Below are 22,518 nucleotides of genomic sequence, written 5' to 3' on the forward strand. Positions count from 1 at the left end.
GCGCGACCCGGCGCCCGCCTGCCACGACGGGGGACCAGTCGACCGCGACGCCCTGGGTGTGAGCCTCGGCGAGCGCGGTCACCACCTGGGTGAGGTCGCCCTGGTCGCGGCGCAGCGTGCCGAGTGCGGGGGCGTCGACCCGCGCGTCCTCGAGGATGGCGGCGATCGGCACGGTCAGCACCGGGTGCGGGCTGACCTCAATGAAAGCCTGGTGGTCGGCCGCGACGGTGCGTACGACGGCGTCGAAGGCGACGGCCTCGCGGAGGTTGTCGTACCAGTACTCGGCGTCCATCGTGGACGTGTCGAGCAGCTCGCCCGTGACCGTGGAAAACAGCGGAACGTTCCCACGGCGCGGCCGGATCGGCGCGAGAACCTCCAGCACCTCTTCGCGCAGCGCCTCGATGTGCGAGGTGTGCGAGGCATACCCGATCGGCACCCGCCTAGCCCGTACGCCGTCGGCCGCGCAACTCGCCAGCAACGTGTCGAGCAGGTCGAGGTCACCGGCAACGACAGTCGCTCCGGGCCCGTTGTACGCCGCCACCGACAACGCACCCACACCAGCCAGCTCAAGCCGTACGCGGGTCTGCTCGACGCTCAACGGCAGCGACACCATGCTACCACGCCCGGCAATCGCCACGGTCGCCCGGCTGCGCAGAGCGACAACACGCGCCCCGTCAGCCAGATCGAGCGCACCAGCAACCACCGCGGCGGCGATCTCACCCTGCGAGTGACCGATCACCGCGGCCGGCGTCACCCCGTGGGACTGCCACAACGCAGCCAGCGAGACCATGACCGCCCACGCGGCGGGCTGCACCACATCATCACGTTCGAGCGCCGCCGCATCGCTCAGGACATCAAACAACGACCACTCGACGTGCTCAGCCAGCGCAGCCGCACACTCCCGCATCCGCTCCGCGAACACCGGCTCAGTAGCGAGCAGCTCGACACCCATCCCTGCCCACTGCGCACCCTGACCGGGGAAGACGAACGCCACCCGGTCGCGTACGGCGGCCGCGTTGCCTTCGACGACCCGGGGGTCGGGCCGCTGGTCGGTGAGCGCGTCGAGACCGTCGCGCAGATCGTCGAGTCCAGCTCCGACGACCACGGCCCGATGCTCCAGGCGGGCCCGGTGGGTGGCGAGCGAGTAGGCGAGGTCGCGAGGGCTCGCGTCGGGGGCGTCGACGGCCGCACGCAGCCGCGCCGCTTGGGCTCGCAGCGCCTGCGGCGTACGGGCTGAGAGCAGCCATGGCAGCACCGGGCTCGCCGGGACGGGCAGCGCCTGCGGGGGCTCGACGACGGCCGGCGCCTGCTCGATGATCGCGTGGGCGTTGGTGCCGCTGATCCCGAAGGAGGACACGCCGGCCCGGCGCGGGTGCCCGTTCTCCACCCACGGCCGAGCCTCGGTGAGCAGCGCGACCGCGCCCTCGCTCCAGTCGACGTGCGGGGTGGGCTCGTCCACGTGCAGCGTCGGGGGAAGCTGGCCGTGGCGCAGGGCCATCACCATCTTGATGACGCCGGTGACGCCGGCGGCGGCCTGGGTGTGGCCGACGTTCGACTTCACCGACCCCAGCCACAGCGGATCCGGTCCGCGCCGGTCCTGGCCGTAGGTGGCGAGCAGCGCCTGAGCCTCGACGGGGTCACCGAGCGTGGTGCCCGTGCCGTGGGCCTCGACGGCGTCGACGTCGCGCGGGGACAGGCCCGCACTGGCCAGGGCCTGGCGGATCACCCGCTGCTGCGCGGGCCCGTTCGGGGCGGTGAGCCCGTTCGAGGCGCCGTCCTGGTTGACCGCCGAGCCGCGCACCACGGCGAGCACCTCGTGGCCGCGGGCCCGGGCGTCGGAGAGTCGCTCCACGAGCAGCAGCCCCACGCCCTCGCCCCAGCCGGTGCCGTCGGCGGCGCCGGCGAACGATTTGCATCTGCCGTCGGCGGCCAGCCCCCGCTGCCGGCTGAACTCGACGAAGGTGCCCGGGGTGGCCATGACGGTGACCCCGCCGGCCAGGGCCATGTCGCACTCCCCGGAGCGCAGCGCCTGCGCCGCCAGGTGCAGGGCCACCAGCGACGACGAGCACGCCGTGTCGACGGTGACGGCGGGCCCCTCGAGGCCGAAGGTGTAGGCCACGCGGCCGGAGGCGACACTGCCGGCGCTGCCGTTGCCGAGGTAGCCCTCGACGTCGCTCAGCTCCGGGGGCAGCCCCTCGGGCAGCGCCATCACCCGGGCGCCGTAGTCCTGATACATGACGCCCGCGAAGACCCCGATCCGCTGCCCGCGCACCGCGGCCGGGTCGATGCCCGCGCGCTCGAACGCCTCCCAGGTGGCCTCGAGCAGCAGCCGCTGCTGCGGGTCCATGGCGAGCGCCTCGCGCGGGCTGATCCCGAAGAAGCCGGGGTCGAAGTGGTGGGCGTCGTGCACGAACGAGCCGGCGCGGGCGTAGAACGTGCCGGCGTGGTCGGGGTCGGGGTCGTAGAGGTCCTCGATCGGCCAGCCGCGGTCGTCGGGCAGGTCGCCGATGGCGTCGCGGCCCTCGGCGACCAGCCGCCAGAGGTCCTCCGGCGAGGCGATCCCGCCGGGAAGCCGGCAGCTCATCGCCACGATCGCGATCGGCTCGTCGGCCGGGCCCGGGGGCGCCGTCAGCATCGCGTCCGCGCCGGACCGTACGGCGTCGTCGCCGACGAGAACGGTGACAAGGTGTGCGGCCAGCGCGGCCGGCGTCGGGTGGTCGAAGACCAGGGTGGCCGGCAGCCGCGTGCCGGCGCTGGCCGCGAGATGGTTGCGCAGCTCGAGGGCGGTCAAAGAGTCGAAGCCGAGATCCCGGAACGCGCGGTTGTCGTCGATGGCGGCCGATCCGGTGTGTCCGAGCACCGCGGCGACGTGCTCGCGCACGAGGGTCCGCATCTCCCGCTCGCGGTCGGCGGGCTCGAGGCGGGCGAGCCGGTCGGACAGCCCCGGGCCGTCGGCGGTGCCCGCGGCGGCGCGACGAGTGGGGACGCGGACCAGGTCGCGCAGCATCGGCGGGACGTCCCCGTCGCGGGCGTTCCGGCGCGCCGTGGCCAGGTCGAGCCGGATCGGTACCAGCAGCGACCTCTCCCGTTCCGGCCCGGTCAGCGCCGCGTCGAGCAGGGCCAGGCCGTCGGCGGCGCTCAGCGGGGCGGCGCCGGCTGCCGTGCGCCGGGCGATGTCGGCGTCGCCGAGGTGCCCGGTCATCGTGCTGCGGTCGGCCCACAGGCCCCACGCCAGTGACGTCGCGGGCCGGCCGGTGGCCCGCCGGCGCGCGGCGAGGGCGTCGAGGTAGGCGTTCGCCGCGGCGTAGCTGCCCTGGCCGGCGGACCCGAACACGGCGGCGGCCGAGGAGAAGAGCACGAACGCGGCGAGGTCGTGGTCGCGGGTCAGCTCGTCGAGCGCGGCGGCGGCATCGGCCTTCGGGCGCATCACGGTGTCGACCCGGCCGGGGTCGAGGGAACCGATGGTCGCGTCGTCGAGCACACCGGCGAGGTGCAGGACGCCGGTCAGCGGATGCTCGGCGGGGATCGCGTCGAGGACGGCCCGCAGGGCGTCCCGGTCGGCGACGTCGCAGCGTGGCAGGTCGACGGTCGCGCCGAGCTCGCGCAGCTCGGCGGCCAGGTCGCCCGCCCCGTCGGCGTCGGGCCCGCGCCGGCCGGCGAGGACGAGGTGGCGTACGCCGTGGCCGGTGACGAGGTGCCGCGCCACGAGTCCGCCCAGCGTGCCGGTGCCGCCGGTGATCAGGACAGTGCCGTCGGGGTCGAGCGACAGCGGGGTGGGCTCAGCGGCAGCGATGGTGGCGCGGTGCAGGCGCGGGGTGCTGACCGCCCCCGCGGAGCCGCGCAGGACGAGCTGCGCCTCACCGGTCGCGACGGCCGCGCGTACGGCCGGGTCGTCGGTTTCGACGAGCGCGACGGGACGGTCGGTGTCGACCAGGACGATCCGGTCCGGGTTCTCCGACTGCGCCGAGCGCACCAGACCCCAGACCGGAGCGTCGGCGAGCACGATCTCGGCGTCGCCGGTCCCGTCGGCGACCGCTCGGTGGGTGAGCACGACCAGGCGGTGCTCGCCCGGGGCATCGAGGAACGCCTGCAGCACGGCAAGTGCACGGTGCGCGGCGGTGTGCGGGTCGGGCGCGGGCGCGGCCCGCCACAGCAGCGTCGACGGCGGTCCGGCGAGCTCGCGGAGGTCCTCGGCGTCCTCGACCGCGGTCCAGGTCTGCTGCGGAATCTCGGCGGGCGGGTCGACCGGCACCCAGTCGAGGCGGAAGAGGCCGCGGTCGGCGTCGGTGGCGGCACCGATCGTGGCCGGGTCGGCGGGTCGCAGCACGAGGGCGTCGACGGTCGCGACCGGGGCGCCGGCGGTGTCGGCGACCTCGACGGCGAGCCTGTCCTCCCCGGCGGAGGTGAGCCGGACGCGTACGGTGGTGGCGCCGGAGGCGTGCAGGGTCACCCCGGACCACGAGAACGGCAGCATCGCGGCCGACCGCTCGCCGTCGTTGCCGGCCAGGGCTACCGCGTGCAGGGCGGCGTCGAGCAGCGCCGGGTGGATTCGGAAGCGCGCGGCGTCGCCGGCGTCCTCAGGGGCGAGCGCGACCTCGGCATACACCGCTTCGCCGTCCTGCCATGCGGCCCGTACGCCCTGGAACGCGGGCCCGTAGTGCAGGCCGGTGGCCGCAAGGCTCGGGTAGAGAGCGTCGACGTCGAGCGTCTGGGCTCCGGGCGGCGGCCAGCTCGCCGGCAGCGCCGAGGACCGGCCGGGACGCGCGGCGAGGGTGCCGCCCGCATGGCGGACCCAGCCGGCGTCGGGGTCGGCGCCGTCGGCCCTGGAGTGAATCGTGACCGGACGGGCCCCGTCGCTGTCGGCGCCGCCCACGGTGACCTGCACGGCAACGCCACCGCGGGCCGGCAGCACCAGCGGCGCCTCGATGGTCAGCTCCTCGACCGCGGCCGCGCCCACCTGGTCGCCCGCCGCGACCGCGAGCTCGACGAACGCGGTGCCGGGAAGGAGCGCGGCGTCGCCGACCAGGTGATCGGCGAGCCACGGGTGCGTCGAAAGCGCGAGCCTGCCGGTCAGCAGCAGGCCGTCGCCCTCCGCGAGCGACACCACGGCCCCGAGCAGGGGGTGGTCGGCGCCGGTGAGCCCGCTGCCGGTGAGGTCGCCGTGCCCGTGACCGGGCGCCGGCCAGTAGCGCCGGCGCTGGAAGGGGTAGGTCGGCAGGTCGGCGTGCCGGCCGGAGGCGACCAGCGGATCCCACCGTACGGGCAGGCCGTGCACCCAGCCCTCGGCCAGCGCCTCGACGAACCGCTCGAGGCCGCCGTGGTCGCGCCGCAGCGTGTTGAGCACCACCGCGTCGGGCGCCGAGGCGGCCACGCCGAAGGAGAGCACCGGGTGCGGGCTGGCCTCGACGAAGAACCGGTGCCCCTGCCCGGCCAGCGCGGCGACGGCGTCGGCGAAGCGCACGGTCTCGCGCAGATTCCTGAACCAGTACGCCGCGTCGAGCTCGGTCCCCGTGATCCAGTCGCCGGTCACGGTCGAGAACATGGGAATGTCACCGCGCACCGGCGTCACCGGGGCCAGGGCCCGTACGAGCTCGTCGGCCAGCTGGTCGACGTGGCGGGAGTGCGAAGCGTAGTCGACGGGGATCCGTCGCGCCCGCGTGCCCTCGGCCTCGCACGCTGCCATCAGGGCGTCGAGCTCGTCGTTGTCGCCCGACACCACGGTGTCGGCGGGCCCGTTCACCGCGGCGATCGAGAGGCCCGGGGTGAGGCGAGGCCCGATCTCGGCGGGCGACAGCGCGACCGACACCATCCCCCCGCTGCCGGCGATCGCGCGCAGGGCACGCGAGCGCAGCGCGACCACCCGCGCGCCGTCGGCCAGCGACAGCGACCCGGCGACCACCGCGGCGGCGATCTCGCCCTGGGAGTGCCCGACGACCGCCGACGGGACGACGCCGTGCTCGCGCCACAATGCGGCCAGCGAGACCATCACCGCCCACAACGCGGGCTGCACCACGTCGACGCGCTCCAGCGCGGACTCGTCGGAGAGCACCTCCATGAGGTCCCACTCCACGTGCTCGGCCAGCGCCGCCGCGCAGGCGGTCATGCTCTCGACGAACACCGGTGACTGGGCCAGCAGCTCGGTCGCCATCGTCACCCACTGCGAGCCCTGACCCGGGAAGACCAGGACCGGTTTGGCCCGTACGGGCGCGGCCCGGCCGACGGAGATCCCGCCCAGCTCGGCGACGCCCCGGCCCGCCGCGAGGTCGGCCAGGCGGGCGGCCGGCCCGGTTTTTCCCACCACGATGACGGCACGGTGCTCGAGGGCGGCCCGGCCGATGTGCAGGGTGCGGGCGACGTCGGCCAGCGGCGGGGCGGAGTCGGCCGCGAGCGCCTCGGCCAGCTGGGCGGCCTGCGCCCGGAGCGCGTCCTCGGTGCGGCCCGAGAGCAGCAGGGGGACGACGGGAGCAGGCTGGGCCGGCGGCGCGTCGTCGGCTCGTACGGGTGCTTGCTCCAGGACGATGTGCGCGTTGGTCCCACTGATCCCGAACGACGACACCGCGGCGCGACGGGGCTGGCCGGTCGAGGGCCAGGGACGCGCCTGCTCCAGCAGCGCGATCGTTCCGGTCGACCAGTCGGCCTGCGGGGTCGGCCGGTCGATGTGCAGGCTCCGCGGCGCCACGCCGTGCCGCATGGCCATGACCATCTTGATGATCCCGGCGACCCCGGAGGCCGCCTGCGTGTGGCCGATGTTGGACTTGATCGAGCCCAAATATAGGGGTCGGTCGGGGTTGCGCCCCTGCCCGTAGGTGGCGTGGAGGGCCTGCGCCTCGATGGGGTCGCCGAGGGAGGTGCCGGTGCCGTGCGCCTCGACGACGTCGATCTCCGCCGGGGCGAGGCGGGCCGCGGCGAGCGCGGCGCGGACGACACGCTGCTGCGACGGGCCGTTGGGCGCGGTGAGCCCGTTCGACGCCCCGTCCTGGTTGACCGCCGACCCGCGGACGAGGCCGAGCACCGGATGGCCGTGGGCCAGGGCGTCGGAGAGGCGCTCGACCAGCAGCAGGCCCGCCCCCTCGCCCCACCCGGTCCCGTCGGCGGCGGCGGCGAACGGCTTGCACCGGCCGTCGGCGGCGAGCCCGCGCTGGCGGCTGAACTCCACGAACGCGCCTGGCGTCGACATGATCGTGACACCGCCCGCGAGGGCGAAGGTGCAGTCGCCCGCACGCAGCGCCTGCACCGCCAGGTGCAGAGCGACCAGCGACGACGAGCACGCCGTGTCCAGCGTGACCGCGGGGCCCTCGAGCCCCAGGGCGTACGCGATCCGTCCGGAGAGGACAGCCGCGGCGTTGCCGGTGCTCAGATAGCCCTCGACGTCCTCGGACACGTCGCTGGCGGCCAGCAGCGCGGGATAGTCGAGGCTGCTCATACCGGCGAACACCCCGACCGACTGCTCGGCCAGCGAGGTGGGGCTGATGCCCGCGCGCTCGACGGTCTCCCAGGCGAGCTCCAGCAGAACCCGCTGCTGGGGGTCCATCGCCAGCGCCTCGCGCGGGGAGATCCCGAACAGTTCGGCGTCGAACCCGGCCGGATCGTCGAGGAACCCGCCACCGCGCGTGTAGCTGGTGCCGCGATGACCAGGGTCGGGGTCGAACAGGCGCTCGACGTCCCAGCCGCGGTCCAGGGGGAACTCGGAGACCGCGTCGACCTCGTCGGCGGCCAGTTGCCACAGCCCTTCGGGCGTGCTCACCCCGCCCGGGAACCGGCAGCCCATCGCCACGATCGCGATCGGCTCCTGATCGGCCTCGTCGCGGGCCGCTATCTCCTGGCGAGCCGCATGGAGATCGGCGGTCACCCACTTCAGATAGTCCCGGAGCGTTTCCTCGTTCGCCACCCGTTGACCACCCTCCGGATTCGCCGAGCCCGCGTCCGGCCCACCCCTGCTCATGGAGCCGGGCGCGAGTCACCACATGGCCGCTACGCAGCCAAAACACTAGGAGTGGCTCTTGCGCAGCGGCAACCCCTAAGCACCCCCAGCGGGCGACCCCTCCATGGCGACGACACCCCCTCCTTTAGGTCCTGTTTCGTAGTTGGGGTGGGAGCGAGGCCGGGTCCAGATTTCGTCTGGTGGTGGCCCGGGGAAGCCCGGCTCCCGGTGTTGGAACCTGGCTTTCCCGGGACGCCGCCAGGCGGGATCTGGGCCCTGCCGCAGCCCCGCTCCAACTGCGAAACAGGACCTAGCCCCGGAATCAGCGGCCGAGCTCGCGATGGATGAAGTCGAACAGCTCGTCGTCGGAGGCACTGTCGAGTCCGGAGCTCGAACGCTCGACCGGTTCCCGGGCCGGTTCGAGCCGGTCGAGCAGGGCGCGCAAACGGCTGGTGAGTCGCTCGCGGCCGATGTCGTCGGTGACTCCCGGCTTCAGCGCGTCCTCCAGGCGCTCCAGCTCGGCGAACCCCGCCACCACACCATCGCCGTCTCCGCCCCGAGCACCGCCGAACATGTCAGCGTGCAGACTTGCCGCGAGCTGCGTCGGTGTCGGGTAGTCGAAGACAAGGCTCGGTGGGAGCGAGAGGGCGGTCGCCGCGGCGACGTGTCTGCTGAGCTCGACCGCGGTGAGCGAGTCGAAGCCGAGCTCTCGGAACGATCGGTTGGGCTCGACGGGATGCTGGGAGTCGTGTCCCAGCACCGCCGCCGCGGTGCTGCACACGAGTTCGACCAGCCCGTCGAGCTGCTGATCGGGGCTCGCCGACGCCAGCCGTTGCCGGAGCGTGCCGGCCCCGCCGTCCTCGGGTGTGGGCTGCTTCTCGAGGGCGGCCCGCACCTCCGGGATCTCGGCGATCAGTGGCCGCGGCCGTGCCGCGGTGAAGGACGGCGCGAAGCGGCTCCAGTCGATGTCGGCCACAGCGACGAACTCCTCGTCGCGGCCGACCGCGTCGACAAGCGCACGGATCGCCGGCTCGGGGGCCATGGGAAGGACTCCGTGGCGGCTCAGCGCCTCGCTCGCCCCGGGGGCCGCCCCGACGCCGCCACCGCCCCAGATGCCCCACGCCACGGAGGTTCCGGCCTGTCCACGGGCGCGTCGCGCGGCGACCAGCGCGTCGAGGTAGGCGTTGCCCGCGGCGTAAGCCGCCTGCCCCGCGCTGCCCCACACACCGGCGTTCGACGAGAAGACCACGAACGCGTCGAGGTCCCCGCACAACTCGTCGAGGTGCCGGGCGCCGTCCACCTTGGCCGCGATCGTGGCCTCGGCCTCGGATGCGTCGAGGGCGACGAGCTCGCGCATGGGGGCGACTCCGGCCGCATGGACCACGGCGTCGGGAGCGTGCTCGGCCACCAGCGCGGCCACGGCGTCGCGGTCGGCGACGTCGCAGGCCACCACGTCGACGCCGCAGCCGAGCGCCTCCAGCTCGCCGACCAGCTCGGGCGCACCCTCGGCGGCCGGCCCCCGCCTGCTGGTCAGCACGACCCGGGCACACCCGTGGCTCGCCGCCCACCGGGCCACGTGCGCACCCAGTGCCCCGGTGCCGCCGGTGACCAGCACCGTGCCCCGCGGCACCCATTCCCGAGATGCGGCCGCGCCCCACGGAGCGCGCACCAATCGGCGCCCGAAGACACCCGGCCCCCGCACCGCGACCTGGTCCTCGTCCCCGGCGCCGCCACCGAGCACCCACAACAAGCGCTGAGCCGTGTTCGCGTCGGCGGCGACGGGAACGTCCACCGCACCACCCCATAGCTGCGGATGCTCCAGACCCGCCACCCGACCGGCCGCCCACAGCGCCGCGCCGGAGGGTGCCGGCGCGGGGTCGGAACGTCCGATGGCGACGGCGCCGCGAGTAAGGAGCCACAACGGCGCGGCCAGGTCGGCCTCGATGACGGCGCGCACCACGTTCGCCAGCGCGCCGACCCCGCCCGCGAGCTCCGCCGCGTCGGCGTCTGTGGTGAGGTCGAACAGGCAGACGATTCCCGCGATCGCCTGCGCCGACCCGTCAAGCAGTGCTTGGGTCAGCGAGCCGGGATTTTCGAGGTCCGCATCGACAACCGTCGTACGTGCCCCGGCCGAAACGAGCAGCCCGATGATCTCGTCGGTGGTGGCACCGCCGCCGGTGACGACTATCCAATGCCCGTACGGTCCGTGGTTCGAGCCCGCGAACGGAAGCGGCTCCCAGGTGACGTGGTAACGCCAATCGTCGACCATGCGGTGCTCGATAGCGCGGTGCCGCCACGCCCGGAGCGCGGGAAGAACTGCGTCCGCCGTCTCGGGTTCAACCTGGAGGGTCTGGACGAGCTGGTCGCGGTCCTGCGCTTCCACTGCGTCCCAGAGCGCCGACTCGCCGGGGTCCGCGACGGCAGCGGCCGCCCGCGGTGTGGCTGTCCACCAGTAGCGCTGGTGCTGGAACGCGTACGTGGGCAGATCGACCTGGCGGCCGCGGGGCAGCACACTGGTCCAGTCGACGGTCACGCCTGCAGTGTGGAGTCCGGCGACGGCAGTCAGCAGCGTGGTCGGCTCGTCACGCTCACGACGCCCGACCGTGTGGACCGTGGCCTCGTTTATTGTGGCGCTGGCCATCGGGGCAAGCACCGCGTCCGGGCCCAGCTCTAGCACCACCGGGTTCGTCTGGTCAGCGACCGCGGTCGCCATCGCGTCTGCGAAGCGTACCGTCGCTCGGACCTGGCCAACCCAATAGTCGGGGGTGGTGATATCGCCGGTCGCGGTCGACACGATCGGAATCTGCGGCGCGTGGTAGGTCAGCTGCTCGGCAACCCGGCGGAACTCATCGAGCATCGGATCCATACGCGGCGAGTGGAACGCATGCGACACCCGCAGACGCCGAGTCCGGAACCGCTTCCCCAGCTCGACGTCGAGGGTCTCCACCATTTCGGCGTCGCCCGAGACCACCACGGCGTTCGGAGCATTCACCGCCGCAACCGACACACCATCGCGCCCGTCGATAGCCTCGAGCACCGTCGCCTCGTCCGCGCCGACCGCGAGCATCGCCCCACCCGCCGGCAACGCCTGCATCAGCGTCGCGCGTGCTGCTACCAGCCTCGCCGCGTCCGGCAGGTCCAGGACACCGGCCACGTGCGCTGCGGCCAGCTCACCAATCGAATGACCCACCAGCACGTCCGGGGTAATCCCCCACGACTCGATCAGCCGGAACAGGGCCACCTCGTACGCGAACAAACCGGGCTGCGCCCACCCCGTCGCATTCACATCACCGTCGGCGTCGAACACCACCTCACGCAGCGACCGATCCAACCACCGATCCAGCTGCTCGCACACTGCGTCAAAGGCCGCGGCGAACACCGGGAACGCCGCATACATCCCACGACCCATCCCCGCCCACTGCGAACCCTGACCCGAAAACACCACCACCGGCAACGACCCCGGCCGCGCCCGCCCAGCACCTACCACCAACGGACCCAGCGGGCTTACCGTTTCACCGCCCGCGAGCGCCTCCAATCCCGCGACGGCCTCGTCGATGTCACGCGCGAGCACCACCGCCCGGTGCGCCAACATGCTGCGTGCCGTCACCAACGACCACGCCACATCACGCAATGCAGGCGCCGACTGCCCGGCCCCCTGCTCCCGCATCGCCGCCGCCTGCCCGCGCGACTCCGCCGCGTCCTGCCCTGACAAGACCCGCGGTGTCGGCGCCGTCTCCCCGGCCACCCGCTCCCGCGACCCAGCCGCCTGCACCCACAACCCCGCCTCGTCCTGCCCCGACAAAACCCGCGGTGTCGACGCTGGCCGCCCGGCTACCCGCTCCTGCAACGCCGCCGCCTGCGACTCCGCCTCGTCTTGCCCTGATAGGACGGACGGTGCCGACGCCGGCTGCCCGGCCGCCCGCTCCCGCAACACCCCCGCCCGCAACCCCGCCTCGTCCTGCCCTGACAAGACCCGCGGTGCCGACGCCGGCCGCCCGGCCACCCGCTCCCGCAACACCCCCGCCCGCAACCCCGCCTCGTCCTGCCCTGACAAGACCCGCGGTGCCGACGCCGGCCGCCCGGCCACCCGCTCCCGCAACGCCGCCGCCTGCGCCCGCAACCCCGCTTCGTCCTGCCCCGAAAGCACCAGGGCTACGAGGCCGGATTTGACGCTGTCGTTGGTGGTGGTGTTGTTAGCGGCGGTGGTGCTGGTGGTGGCCCCGGTGGCGGCGCTGATGCCGGTGCCGGTGGTGTCGATGCTGGCGGTGCCGCTGCTAGTGGCGTCGATGCTGGTGGTGCCGGTGGTGTCGATGCTGGTGGTATCGATGCTGGTGGTGAGGTCGGTGTCGTTGGTGGCGCTGATGGGGTCGATGCTTTCGGTGGCGTTGGTGCTGTCGGTCGGGGCGGCCGGCTGCTCCAGGACGACGTGGGCGTTGGTGCCGGAGATTCCGAACGACGACACCGCCGCCCGGCGCGGACGCTCCACCTCAGGCCAGGCACGGTTCTCGGTCAGCAGCTCGATGGCACCGGCCGACCAGTCCACATGCGTACTGGGGGTGTTCACATGGAGTGTGCGCGGCAGCGTGCCGTGCTGCATCGCCATGACCATCTTGATGACACCGGCCACACCGGCCGCAGCCTGGGTGTGGCCGATGTTCGACTTCACCGACCCCAAATACAAAGGCTCAGAACGGTCCTGCCCATAGGTCGCCAGCAACGCACCCGCCTCGATCGGATCACCGAGACTGGTGCCAGTGCCGTGCGCCTCCACCACATCAACCTCGGCCGGCGCGAGACCACCGGCCTGCAGCGCCGCCCGAATCACCCGCTGCTGCGACGGGCCATTCGGCGCCGTCAACCCATTCGACGCCCCGTCCTGATTCACCGCACTACCACGCACCACCGCCAGCACCCGGCGCCCCGCCGCCACCGCATCCGACAGCCGCTGGACCACCAGCACGCCGACGCCTTCCGACCAACCCGTCCCGTCCGCAGCATCAGCGAACGCCTTGCACCGGCCATCACCGGCCAACCCACCCTGACGCGCAAACTCGGTGAACGTATCCGCAGTCGCCATCACGGTCACACCACCCGCGATAGCCATCGAACACTCACCAGCCCGCAACGACTGACCGGCCAAATGCAGGGCCACCAGCGACGACGAACAGGCCGTGTCGACCGTCAACGCCGGGCCTTCCAACCCCAGCACGTACGAGACCCGGCCGGACACGACGCTGCCCGCGCCACCGGTCATCAGGTAGCCCTCGGCCCCGTCGGCGTCTTCGGTCCCGTATCCGGACGGCGTCCCGCCCATGAACACCCCGACCGGCGAACCTCGCAACGAATCCGGTGCCACCCCGGCGCGTTCGAGGGCCTCCCAGGAGCACTCCAGCACCAGCCGCTGCTGCGGGTCCATCGCCAACGCCTCACGCGGCGAAATACCGAAGAACCCCGCGTCGAACCCGCCCACGTCACGGACGAACCCGCCCACCGCGGCGAAATCCCCGTCGATGCTCCAGCCTCGGTCGGTGGGGAAATCCTCCATCGCGTCGACGCCGGCAACGGTCAGGTCCCACAACGCCTCGGGCGAGTTCACCCCACCCGGCAAGCGGCATGCCATCCCCACAATGGCCAGGCTGTCGTCGACAGCGCTGAACACTGGTGCCGCCGCCACGGTCGGTGTAGCGCCCAGCAATTGCTCACGCAGCACATCAGCCAGAGCCCGCGGGTTCGGATAATCGAACACGGCAGTGGCCGGCAACGTGACACCGGTCGCCGACGCCAAACGGTTGCGGATCTCCACCGCGGTCAGGGAATCGACGCCCATGTCCCGGAACGCACGCTCGGGCGCGACGTCATCGGCAGCGCCGAACCCCAGCACAGCCGCCGTCTCCGACCGCAGCAACTCCAAAACCACACGGTTCTGCTCCGCCGGCCGCGAACCAACCAGACGCCGTACGAAGTCCCCCCGGCCACCGTGATCCTCGGCCGGACCAGCCGTAACCACAGCCTCGGGCAGATCCGAGAACAGGGGATGCGCCCCCGTGGCAAAACGCGACCAGTCGACATCGGCAACGACGAGGTCACCGGCCCCCGACACGGCGCGGCTCAAAGCAGCCAGCGCGACGTCAGGCTCCAGCGGTGACACACCCGCCCGCAGAGCGCGCTCGTGGGCCAGCCCGACCGCCATACCGCCACCGGCCCAGGGACCCCAGCCGATCGCCGTCGCTCGACGCCCCGCCGCCCGGCGTCGCCGGACCACCGCCTCCAACCCCGCATTCGCCGCGCAGTAAGCACCTTGACCGGGCCCGCCAGCCACAGTCACGAAAGACGAGAAGCACACGAAGTACGCCAGGTCGAGGTCGGCGGTCAGCTCGTCCAGATGCTCCGCCGCCTGCACCTTCGGCGCCATCACCACATCGAGTGTGTCTGCGGACAACGCATCCAGAACCCCGTCCTGGACCACGCCGGCGACATGGAACACTGCGGTCAAAGGGGCGTCGGGACCGGCCGACGCGATTGCCGACGCCACCGCGTCCCGGTCGGCCACGTCGCCCGCGACCACACTGACCCGCGGGCCGAGCGCCTCGAGTTCGGCCACCAGCTCGGCGCAACCCTCGGCCTCACGCCCCCGCCGGCTCATCAGGATCAGATGACGGGCACCGTGAGCGGCCGCCCAGCGCGCGACATGAGCACCGAGAGCACCCGTGCCACCCGTCACCAAGACCGTCCCGCCAAGTACGGGCTCGGCCCAGTCCTGCCGCACGCCCGCACGCACGAAGCGCCGCCCCAACACACCAGTCGCCCGGACGGCGAGCTCGGTCTCTCCGTTCGGGGCCCGGAGCACGCTCAACAGCCCCCGAGGCACGGCGTCGTTGAGGCACGCCACGTCGACCATCCCGCCCCAGCGGTGGGGGTCCTCCAAGGCAGCAACCCGGCCCAGACCCCAGACGGCGGCCTGACCGACGTCGACCGCGGCAGCCTGGTCATCCACGCCGTCGATTCGGATCCCGTCGGTCGTCAGCAACCACAGCGGCGCGTCGACCCCAGCATCGCCGAGAGCCTGAACCAGAACGGTCGTCGCGGCCACCGGGGCCGGTCCGAGAGCCAGCAGTGAGATGACACCCGCCAGATCCCCATCACCCACGGCCGCGATCCGCGCTGCCAGCTCCACCCGATCGCCTTCAGCAACCAGCAGGTGCGGTTCGCCGCCGTGAGCCGCGAGCAGACCGGCCACGTCCGGCACATCAACGGACGGAACCACCACCAACCAACGCCCAGCGATCCCGATGTCAGCAACCGGCCCGCGCGCGCTCCAAGTCACCCGATAACTCAGATCCTCGACACGTGACCGCTCCCGCCGACGACGACGCCAGCCCGACAGCGCCGGCAACACCGCACGCAAAGGCTGGTCGGCATCAATAGCGAGACTCTCAAAGTCCTCCCGCTCCACCGCAGCCCAAAACTCGGCGTCAACCCCATCACCTGAACCCGGCGAGGAATCCCCGCCCGCCCACCAATAACGCTCCCGCTGGAACGCGTACGTGGGCAGATCGACCTGCCTGCCTCGGGGCAGCACGCTGGTCCAGTCGACGGTCACCCCAGCGGTATGCAGTCCGGCGACAGCAGTCAGCAGCGTGGCCGGCTCATCACGCTCACGACGCCCCGCCGCGTGCACCGACACCTCATCCACCATCGGCGCCAGTACCGCGTCCGGACCTAGCTCCAGCACCACCGGATTCGCCCGGCCACCGACCGCAGCCGTCATCGCATCAGCGAAACGCACCGTCTCCCGGACCTGGCCGACCCAATACTCCGCGGTGGCGATATCGCCGGTCGCAGTAGGCACGATCGGAATCGAAGGTGCGTGGTACGTCAGCTGCTCGGCCACGGCCCGGAACTCGTCGAGCATCGGATTCATGTGCGGCGAATGGAAGGCGTGCGACACCCGCAACCGCCGAGTCCGGAACCGCTGCCCCCACTCGGCCTCCAACTCCTCGATCACCGAGACATCCCCGGAAACCACCACCGAACCCGGAGCATTCACCGCCGCGACCGACACCCCGTCGCGTCCGCCCAACAAGGCGAGCACGGTGGCCTCGTCCGCCCCGACCGCGAGCATCGCCCCACCCACCGGCAACGCCTGCATCAACGACGCCCGCGCCGCCACCAAACGAGCCGCATCCGGCAGATCCAGCACCCCGGCCACATGCGCCGCCGCCAGCTCACCGATCGAGTGACCCACCAGCACGTCCGGGCGGATACCCCACGACTTGACCAGCCGGAACAGCGCTACTTCGTACGCGAACAACGCTGGCTGCGCCCACCCCGTCGCGTCAGGATCGACCACCTCAAGCAACGGCCGATCCCACTGCTCACACACCGCATCGAACGCCGCCGCAAAGGTCGGGAACGCCCCATACAAACCGCGACCCATCCCCGCCCACTGCGAACCCTGACCCGAGAACACCGCAACCAGCCGGGCATCCACCGCAGCACCCGTCACCACGTTGTCCGCCGGCACCCCCGAAGCCAACGCCTGCAACCCCGCCACCAACACCGCCGAGTCCCCGCCAACCACAGCCGCCCGATACTCCAACGACGCCCGACCCGTCGCCAACGACCACGCCACATCCCCGTACGGCAAATCAGCTTCACGCACCGCGGCGACCAGCCGACCCGCCTGCACCGCCAACGCCTGCGGCGACCTAGCCGACAACAACCACGCCAGCACACCAGCGGGCTGCTCAACCGGCACCGGAGTGGGCTCAGACGCCTGCTCGAGCACCACATGCGCGTTAGTGCCGGAGATCCCGAACGACGACACCGCCGCCCGCCGTGGCCGGTCCGTCTGCGGCCAGGCCGTGTTCTCGGTCAGCAACTCGATCGCACCGGCCGACCAGTCCACATGCGTACTGGGGGTGTCCACATGGAGCGTGCGCGGCAGCGTGCCGTGCTGCATCGCCATCACCATCTTGATGACACCGGCCACACCGGCCGCGGCCTGGGTGTGCCCGATGTTCGACTTCACCGACCCCAAATACAAAGGCTCCGAGCGGTCCTGCCCGTACGTCGCCAGCAACGCACCCGCCTCGATCGGATCACCGAGACTGGTGCCAGTGCCGTGCGCCTCCACCACATCAACCTCGGCCGGAGCGAGACCGCCGGCCTGCAGCGCCGCCCGGATCACCCGCTGCTGCGACGGACCATTCGGCGCCGTCAACCCGTTCGACGCCCCGTCCTGATTCACCGCACTACCGCGCACCACCGCCAGCACCCGGCGTCCCGCTGCCACCGCATCCGACAGCCGCTGAACCACCAGCACGCCGACGCCTTCCGACCAACCCGTCCCGTCCGCAGCATCAGCGAACGCCTTGCACCGGCCATCACCGGCCAACCCACCCTGACGCGCAAACTCGGTGAACGTATCCGCAGTCGCCATCACGGTCACACCACCCGCGATAGCCATCGAACACTCACCAGCCCGCAACGACTGACCCGCCAAATGCAGGGCCACCAACGACGACGAACAAGCCGTGTCCACCGTCAACGCCGGACCTTCCAACCCCAGCACGTACGACACCCGGCCCGACACCACACTGCCCGCGCCACCGGTCATCAGATAGCCCTCGGCCCCGCCGCCGTCCTCACCCCCATAACCCGACGGCGTCCCACCCATGAACACCCCGACCGGCGAACCCCGCAACGAATCCGGAGCCACCCCCGCCCGCTCCAGGGCCTCCCACGAACACTCCAACACCAGCCGCTGCTGCGGATCCATCGCCAACGCCTCACGCGGCGAAATACCGAAGAACCCCGCATCGAACCCGCCCACATCACGGACGAACCCGCCCACCGCGGCAAAGTCTCCACCGCCGGGCCAGCCCCGATCCGCCGGGAAACCCTCCATCGCGTCAACGCCCGCAACGGTCAGATCCCACAGCGCCTCAGGCGAGGACACCCCACCCGGCAAACGGCATGCCATCCCCACAATGGCCAGACTCTCGTCAACAGCACCGACCACTGGTGCCGCCGCCACGGCCGGAGTCGTACCCAGCAGCTGCTCACGGATGACATCAGCCAAGGCCCGCGGGTTCGGATAGTCGAACACGACAGTGGCCGGCAACGTGACACCCGTCGCCGACGCCATACGGTTCCGGATCTCCACCGCGGTCAGGGAATCAACACCCATGTCCCGGAACGCACGCTCGGGCGCGATCTCACCAGTAGCGCCGAACCCCAACACCGCCGCCGTCTCCGCCCGCAACAACTCCAAGACTGCGCGGCTCTGCTCCGCCGGCCGCATGCCGACCAGACGCCGTACGAGCTCATTCGACCCGCCTTCGGAAGGACCGGCCGAGACTGCGGCGTCGGGCAGATCCGAGAACAGCGGATGCGCCCCCGTGGCAAACCGCGACCAGTCGACATCGACGACGACGAGGTCACCGGCCCCCGTCACCGCGCGGCTCAGGGCGGCGAGCGCGATATCGGGCTCGAGCGGTGTGAGACCTGCCCGCAGAGCGCGCTCGTGGGCCAGCCCGACCGCCATACCCCCACCATCCCAGGGACCCCAAGCGATCGCCGTCGCGCGACGCCCCGCCGCCCGGCGACGCCGGACCACCGCCTCCAACCCCGCGTTCGCCGCGGCGTAGGCCCCCTGACCAGGGCCACCGGTCACAGTCACGAACGACGAGAAGCACACGAAGTACGCCAGATCGAGGTCGGCGGTCAGCTCATCCAGATGCTCCGCCGCCTGCACCTTCGGCGCCATCACCACATCGAGGTCGCCGGGAGACACCGCGTCCAGAACACCGTCCCGCACCACGCCGGCAACGTGGAACACCGCGGTCAAAGGAGCCTCAGGACCGGCCAACGCGATCGCCGACGCCACCGCGTCGCGATCAGACACGTCACCGGCGACCATACTTACCCGGGCGCCGAGCGTTTCGAGCTCGTCCACCAGCTCGGCGTCACGCCCCCGGCGGCTCATCAGGATCAGATGACCGGCACCGTGAGCGGCCGCCCAACGCGCGACATGAGCACCCAACGCACCCGTGCCACCCGTCACCAGAACCGCGCCGCGAAGCACGGGCTCGTCCCAGTCCACCCGCTGGTCCGCACGTACGAGACGCCGCCCGAACACACCCGTCGCCCGGACCGCAAACTCGGTCTCGCCGTCCCGGGCCTGCAACGCGCCCAACAACCCCTGAGCCATGACGTCGTCGAGGCACGGCACATCGACCATCCCGCCCCAGCGGTGCGGATCCTCCAAGGCAGCAACCCGGCCCAGACCCCACACAGCGGCCTGACCGACATCGACCGCGACAGCCTGCTCATCGACACCGTCGATGCGAACCCCGTCGGTCGTCAGCAACCACAGCGGCGCGTCGACCCCAGCATCGCCGAGAGCCTGAACCAGAACGGTCGTCGCGGCCACCGGAGCCGGGCCCAGAGCCAGCAGTGAGATGACACCCGCCAGATCCCCATCACCCACGGCCGCGATCCGCGCCGCCAGCTCCACCCGATCGCCTTCAGCAACCAGCAGGCACGGTTCGCCGCCGTGAGCCGCGAGCAGACCGGCCACGTCCGGCACCTCAACGGACGGAACCACCACCAACCAACGCCCGCCGATCCCGGTGCCATCAACCGGCCCGCGCGCACTCCAGGTAACCCGATAACTCAGGTCCCCAACACGCGACCGCTCCCGCCGACGACGACGCCAACCCGAGAGCGCCGGCAAGACCGTGCGCAAAGGCTGGTCGGCATCGATAGCGAGACTCGCAAAGTCCTCCCGCTCCACCGCGGCCCAGAACTCGGCGTCAACCCGATCGCTCGAACCCCCGCCGGGCACCCCACCCGCCCACCAAAAATGCTGGTGCTGGAACGCGTACGTGGGCAGTGCGACCTGCCGTGCGCCGGGGAACACCGCACGCCAGTCGACGTCAACTCCCGAGGTCCACAGTCGTGCCAGGAACGCCGCCACCGCGTCGCGCTCGTCGCGGTCGCGGCGCAGGATGGGTATCACCTCGGCGGTGGTGGTGAGCGTCTCCAGGGCCGAGCCGCTCAGCACGGCGTCCGGTCCGAGTTCGAGGAGGGTGCCGATGCCGCCGTTCTGCAGCCGGCGCACCCCGTCGGCGAAGCGGACCGTCTCCCGGACGTGGCGGACCCAGTGCGCCGCGTCGGCGGTTTCGATGACGTCGCCGGTGAGGGTGGAGACGATCGGGATGCGTGCCGGGTGGTAGTGCAGGGTCGCGGCGACCTCGTGGAACGCGTCGAGCATCGCGTCCATGTGGGGCGAGTGGAAGGCGTGGCTGACCCGCAGGCGGTGCGTGCGGCGACCGAGCTCGGCGAACGAGCGCTCCAGTTCGTCGACGACAGCATCGTCTCCGGCGATCACGACCGAGGCCGGCCCGTTCACGGCGGCAATCGAGACCTGCGACTCGCGGCCCACGAGGAACGGCGCGATGGTGGCCTCGTCGGCGCCGACCGCGAGCATCGCCCCGCCAGTCGGGAGGGCCTGCATCAGGCGCCCACGCGCCGCGACCAGCGTGGCCGCGTCGGGCAATGAGAGGATCCCCGCGACATGGGCCGCGGTGATCTCACCGATCGAGTGGCCGATCAGCATCGTCGGTCGCAGACCCCACGACTCCACCAGCCGGTAGAGCGCCACTTCGACCGCGAACAGCGCCGGCTGTGTCCACTCCGTCCGATCGAGCAGGCCCTCGGGGTCGTCGGCGAAGACCACGTCCCGTAGTGGCCGGCTCAGGTGGCGGTCCAGTTCGGCACAGGCGGCGTCGAAGGCCTTGGCGAAGACCGGCTCGCTCGCGTACAGGTCACGGCCCATGCCCGGACGCTGCGCACCCTGGCCGGAAAACATGACCGCGAACCGGCCGTCACCCCGTACGGTGCCGTGCACCACGGAAACGGCGGGCTCGTCCTTGGCGAGCGCGGCAAGACCGCTGAGCATGTCCGCACGGTCGGTGCCGACGACGGCTGCCCGGTGCGGCATCGCGGCCCGCGTGGTGGCCAGAGAGAATCCGACGTCGGCGAGGGGCGCCTCGGGGTCGAGCGCGGCGAGCAGCCGGGCGGCCTGGCCGGCGAGGGCGGCTTCCGAGCGGGCCGAAAGCAACCACGGCACCGGCCCGGATGTGGGCCCGGCGGCGCTTTCGAGACCGGCCGGAGGCGCCTGCTCGAGGATGACGTGCGCGTTCGTGCCGCTGATCCCGAACGACGAGACCCCGGCGCGTCGGGGCCGCCCGGTGTCGGGCCACGGGGTGGTGTCGGTGAGCAGGCGTACGGCCCCGGCGGTCCAGTCGACCTGCGCGGTCGGCTCGTCCACGTGCATGGTCCGCGGCAGGCTGCCGTGCCGCATCGCCTGAACCATTTTGATCAGACCCGCGACGCCGGCGGCCGACTGAGTGTGACCGATGTTCGACTTGATCGTGCCGAGCAGCACCGGACGGTCGCTGGGCCGGTCCTGCCCGTACGTCGCGAGCAGGGCCTCGACCTCGATCGGGTCCCCGAGGGTGGTGGCGGTGCCGTGGCCCTCCACGGCGTCGACGTCGCCCGCGGTCAGCCCCGCGTCGGCCAGGGCTTGGCGGATCAACCGCTCCTGAGAGGGTCCGTTCGGGGCGGTGAGCCCGTTCGAGGCACCGTCCTGGTTGACCGCACTGCCACGGACGACCGCGAGCACCGGGTGACCGTGCCTGCGGGCGTCGGACAGCCGCTCCAGCAGCAGCACCCCGACGCCCTCGCTCCACGCCGTGCCGTCGGCCGCCGTCGCGAACGAACGGCACCGCCCGCTCGTGGACAGGCCGCGCTGCCGGCTGAACTCGACGAAGGTGCTCGGCGTGGCCATCACCGTGACACCGCCGGCGAGCGCCATCGTGGCCTCCCCGTTCCGCAGCGCCTGCGCGGCCAGGTGCACGGCGACCAGCGACGACGAGCAGGCCGTGTCGACGGTGACGGCGGGCCCTTCCAAGCCCATGACGTACGCGACCCGCCCCGACGCCACGCTGGCGGAGGTGCCGGTGGCCAGGAACCCCTCGACGCCGTCGGGCAGCCGCTCGGCATCGGGGATGTAGTCGTGGTTGCTGACCCCGGCGAAGACCCCCGTACGCGACCCGCGCAGCCGCGTCGGGTCGATGCCGGCTCGCTCGACCGCCTCCCAGGCGACCTCCAGGAGCAGCCGCTGCTGCGGATCCATCGCCAACGCCTCGCGCGGGCTGATGCCGAAGAACGCCGCGTCGAACGCTCCCGCCTCGTGGAGGAATCCGCCCTCCCGCGCGTACGTCGTCCCGAGATGGTCCGGGTCGGGGTGATACAAGCCTTCGAGGTCCCACCCGCGGTTGACCGGGAACGGTGTGATCCCGTCGCGACCCTCGTCGACGAGCTGCCACAGCTCCTCCGGGCCGTCGACCCCACCGGGATAGCGGCAGCTCATGGCGACGATCGCGATCGGCTCGGCCCGGCTCTGCTCGAGCTCGCGTACGCGCGCACGGGTCGTGTGCAGATCGGCGGTGACCTGCTTGAGGAAGTGCCGCAGCTTGTCTTCGTTCGTCATCACAGGTCAGCTCCCAGGGGCGGCAACGGGCCGG

General features: G+C 72.1%; 1 protein-coding gene and 1 pseudogene (1 of these 2 only partly in view). Both read right to left on the reverse strand.

What is annotated here, in order from left to right; genetic code table 11:
• A pseudogene (locus JKJ07_RS38160) lies at positions 1–7,888 on the reverse strand (type I polyketide synthase) (its annotated part extends 26,276 nt beyond the left edge of the window); the annotation flags it as partial.
• 355 nt (positions 7,889–8,243) lie between these two features.
• The gene (locus tag JKJ07_RS50565) at positions 8,244–22,484 is read right to left on the reverse strand and encodes a type I polyketide synthase (RefSeq protein WP_307834619.1); all 14,241 of its coding nucleotides are present in this window, start codon (positions 22,482–22,484) and stop codon (positions 8,244–8,246) included.
• Between the last annotated feature and the right edge of the window lie 34 nt (positions 22,485–22,518).

The sequence above is a fragment of the Paractinoplanes lichenicola genome (assembly GCF_016785085.1).
In the GTDB taxonomy this organism is placed as follows: Bacteria; Actinomycetota; Actinomycetes; order Mycobacteriales; family Micromonosporaceae; genus Actinoplanes; species Actinoplanes lichenicola.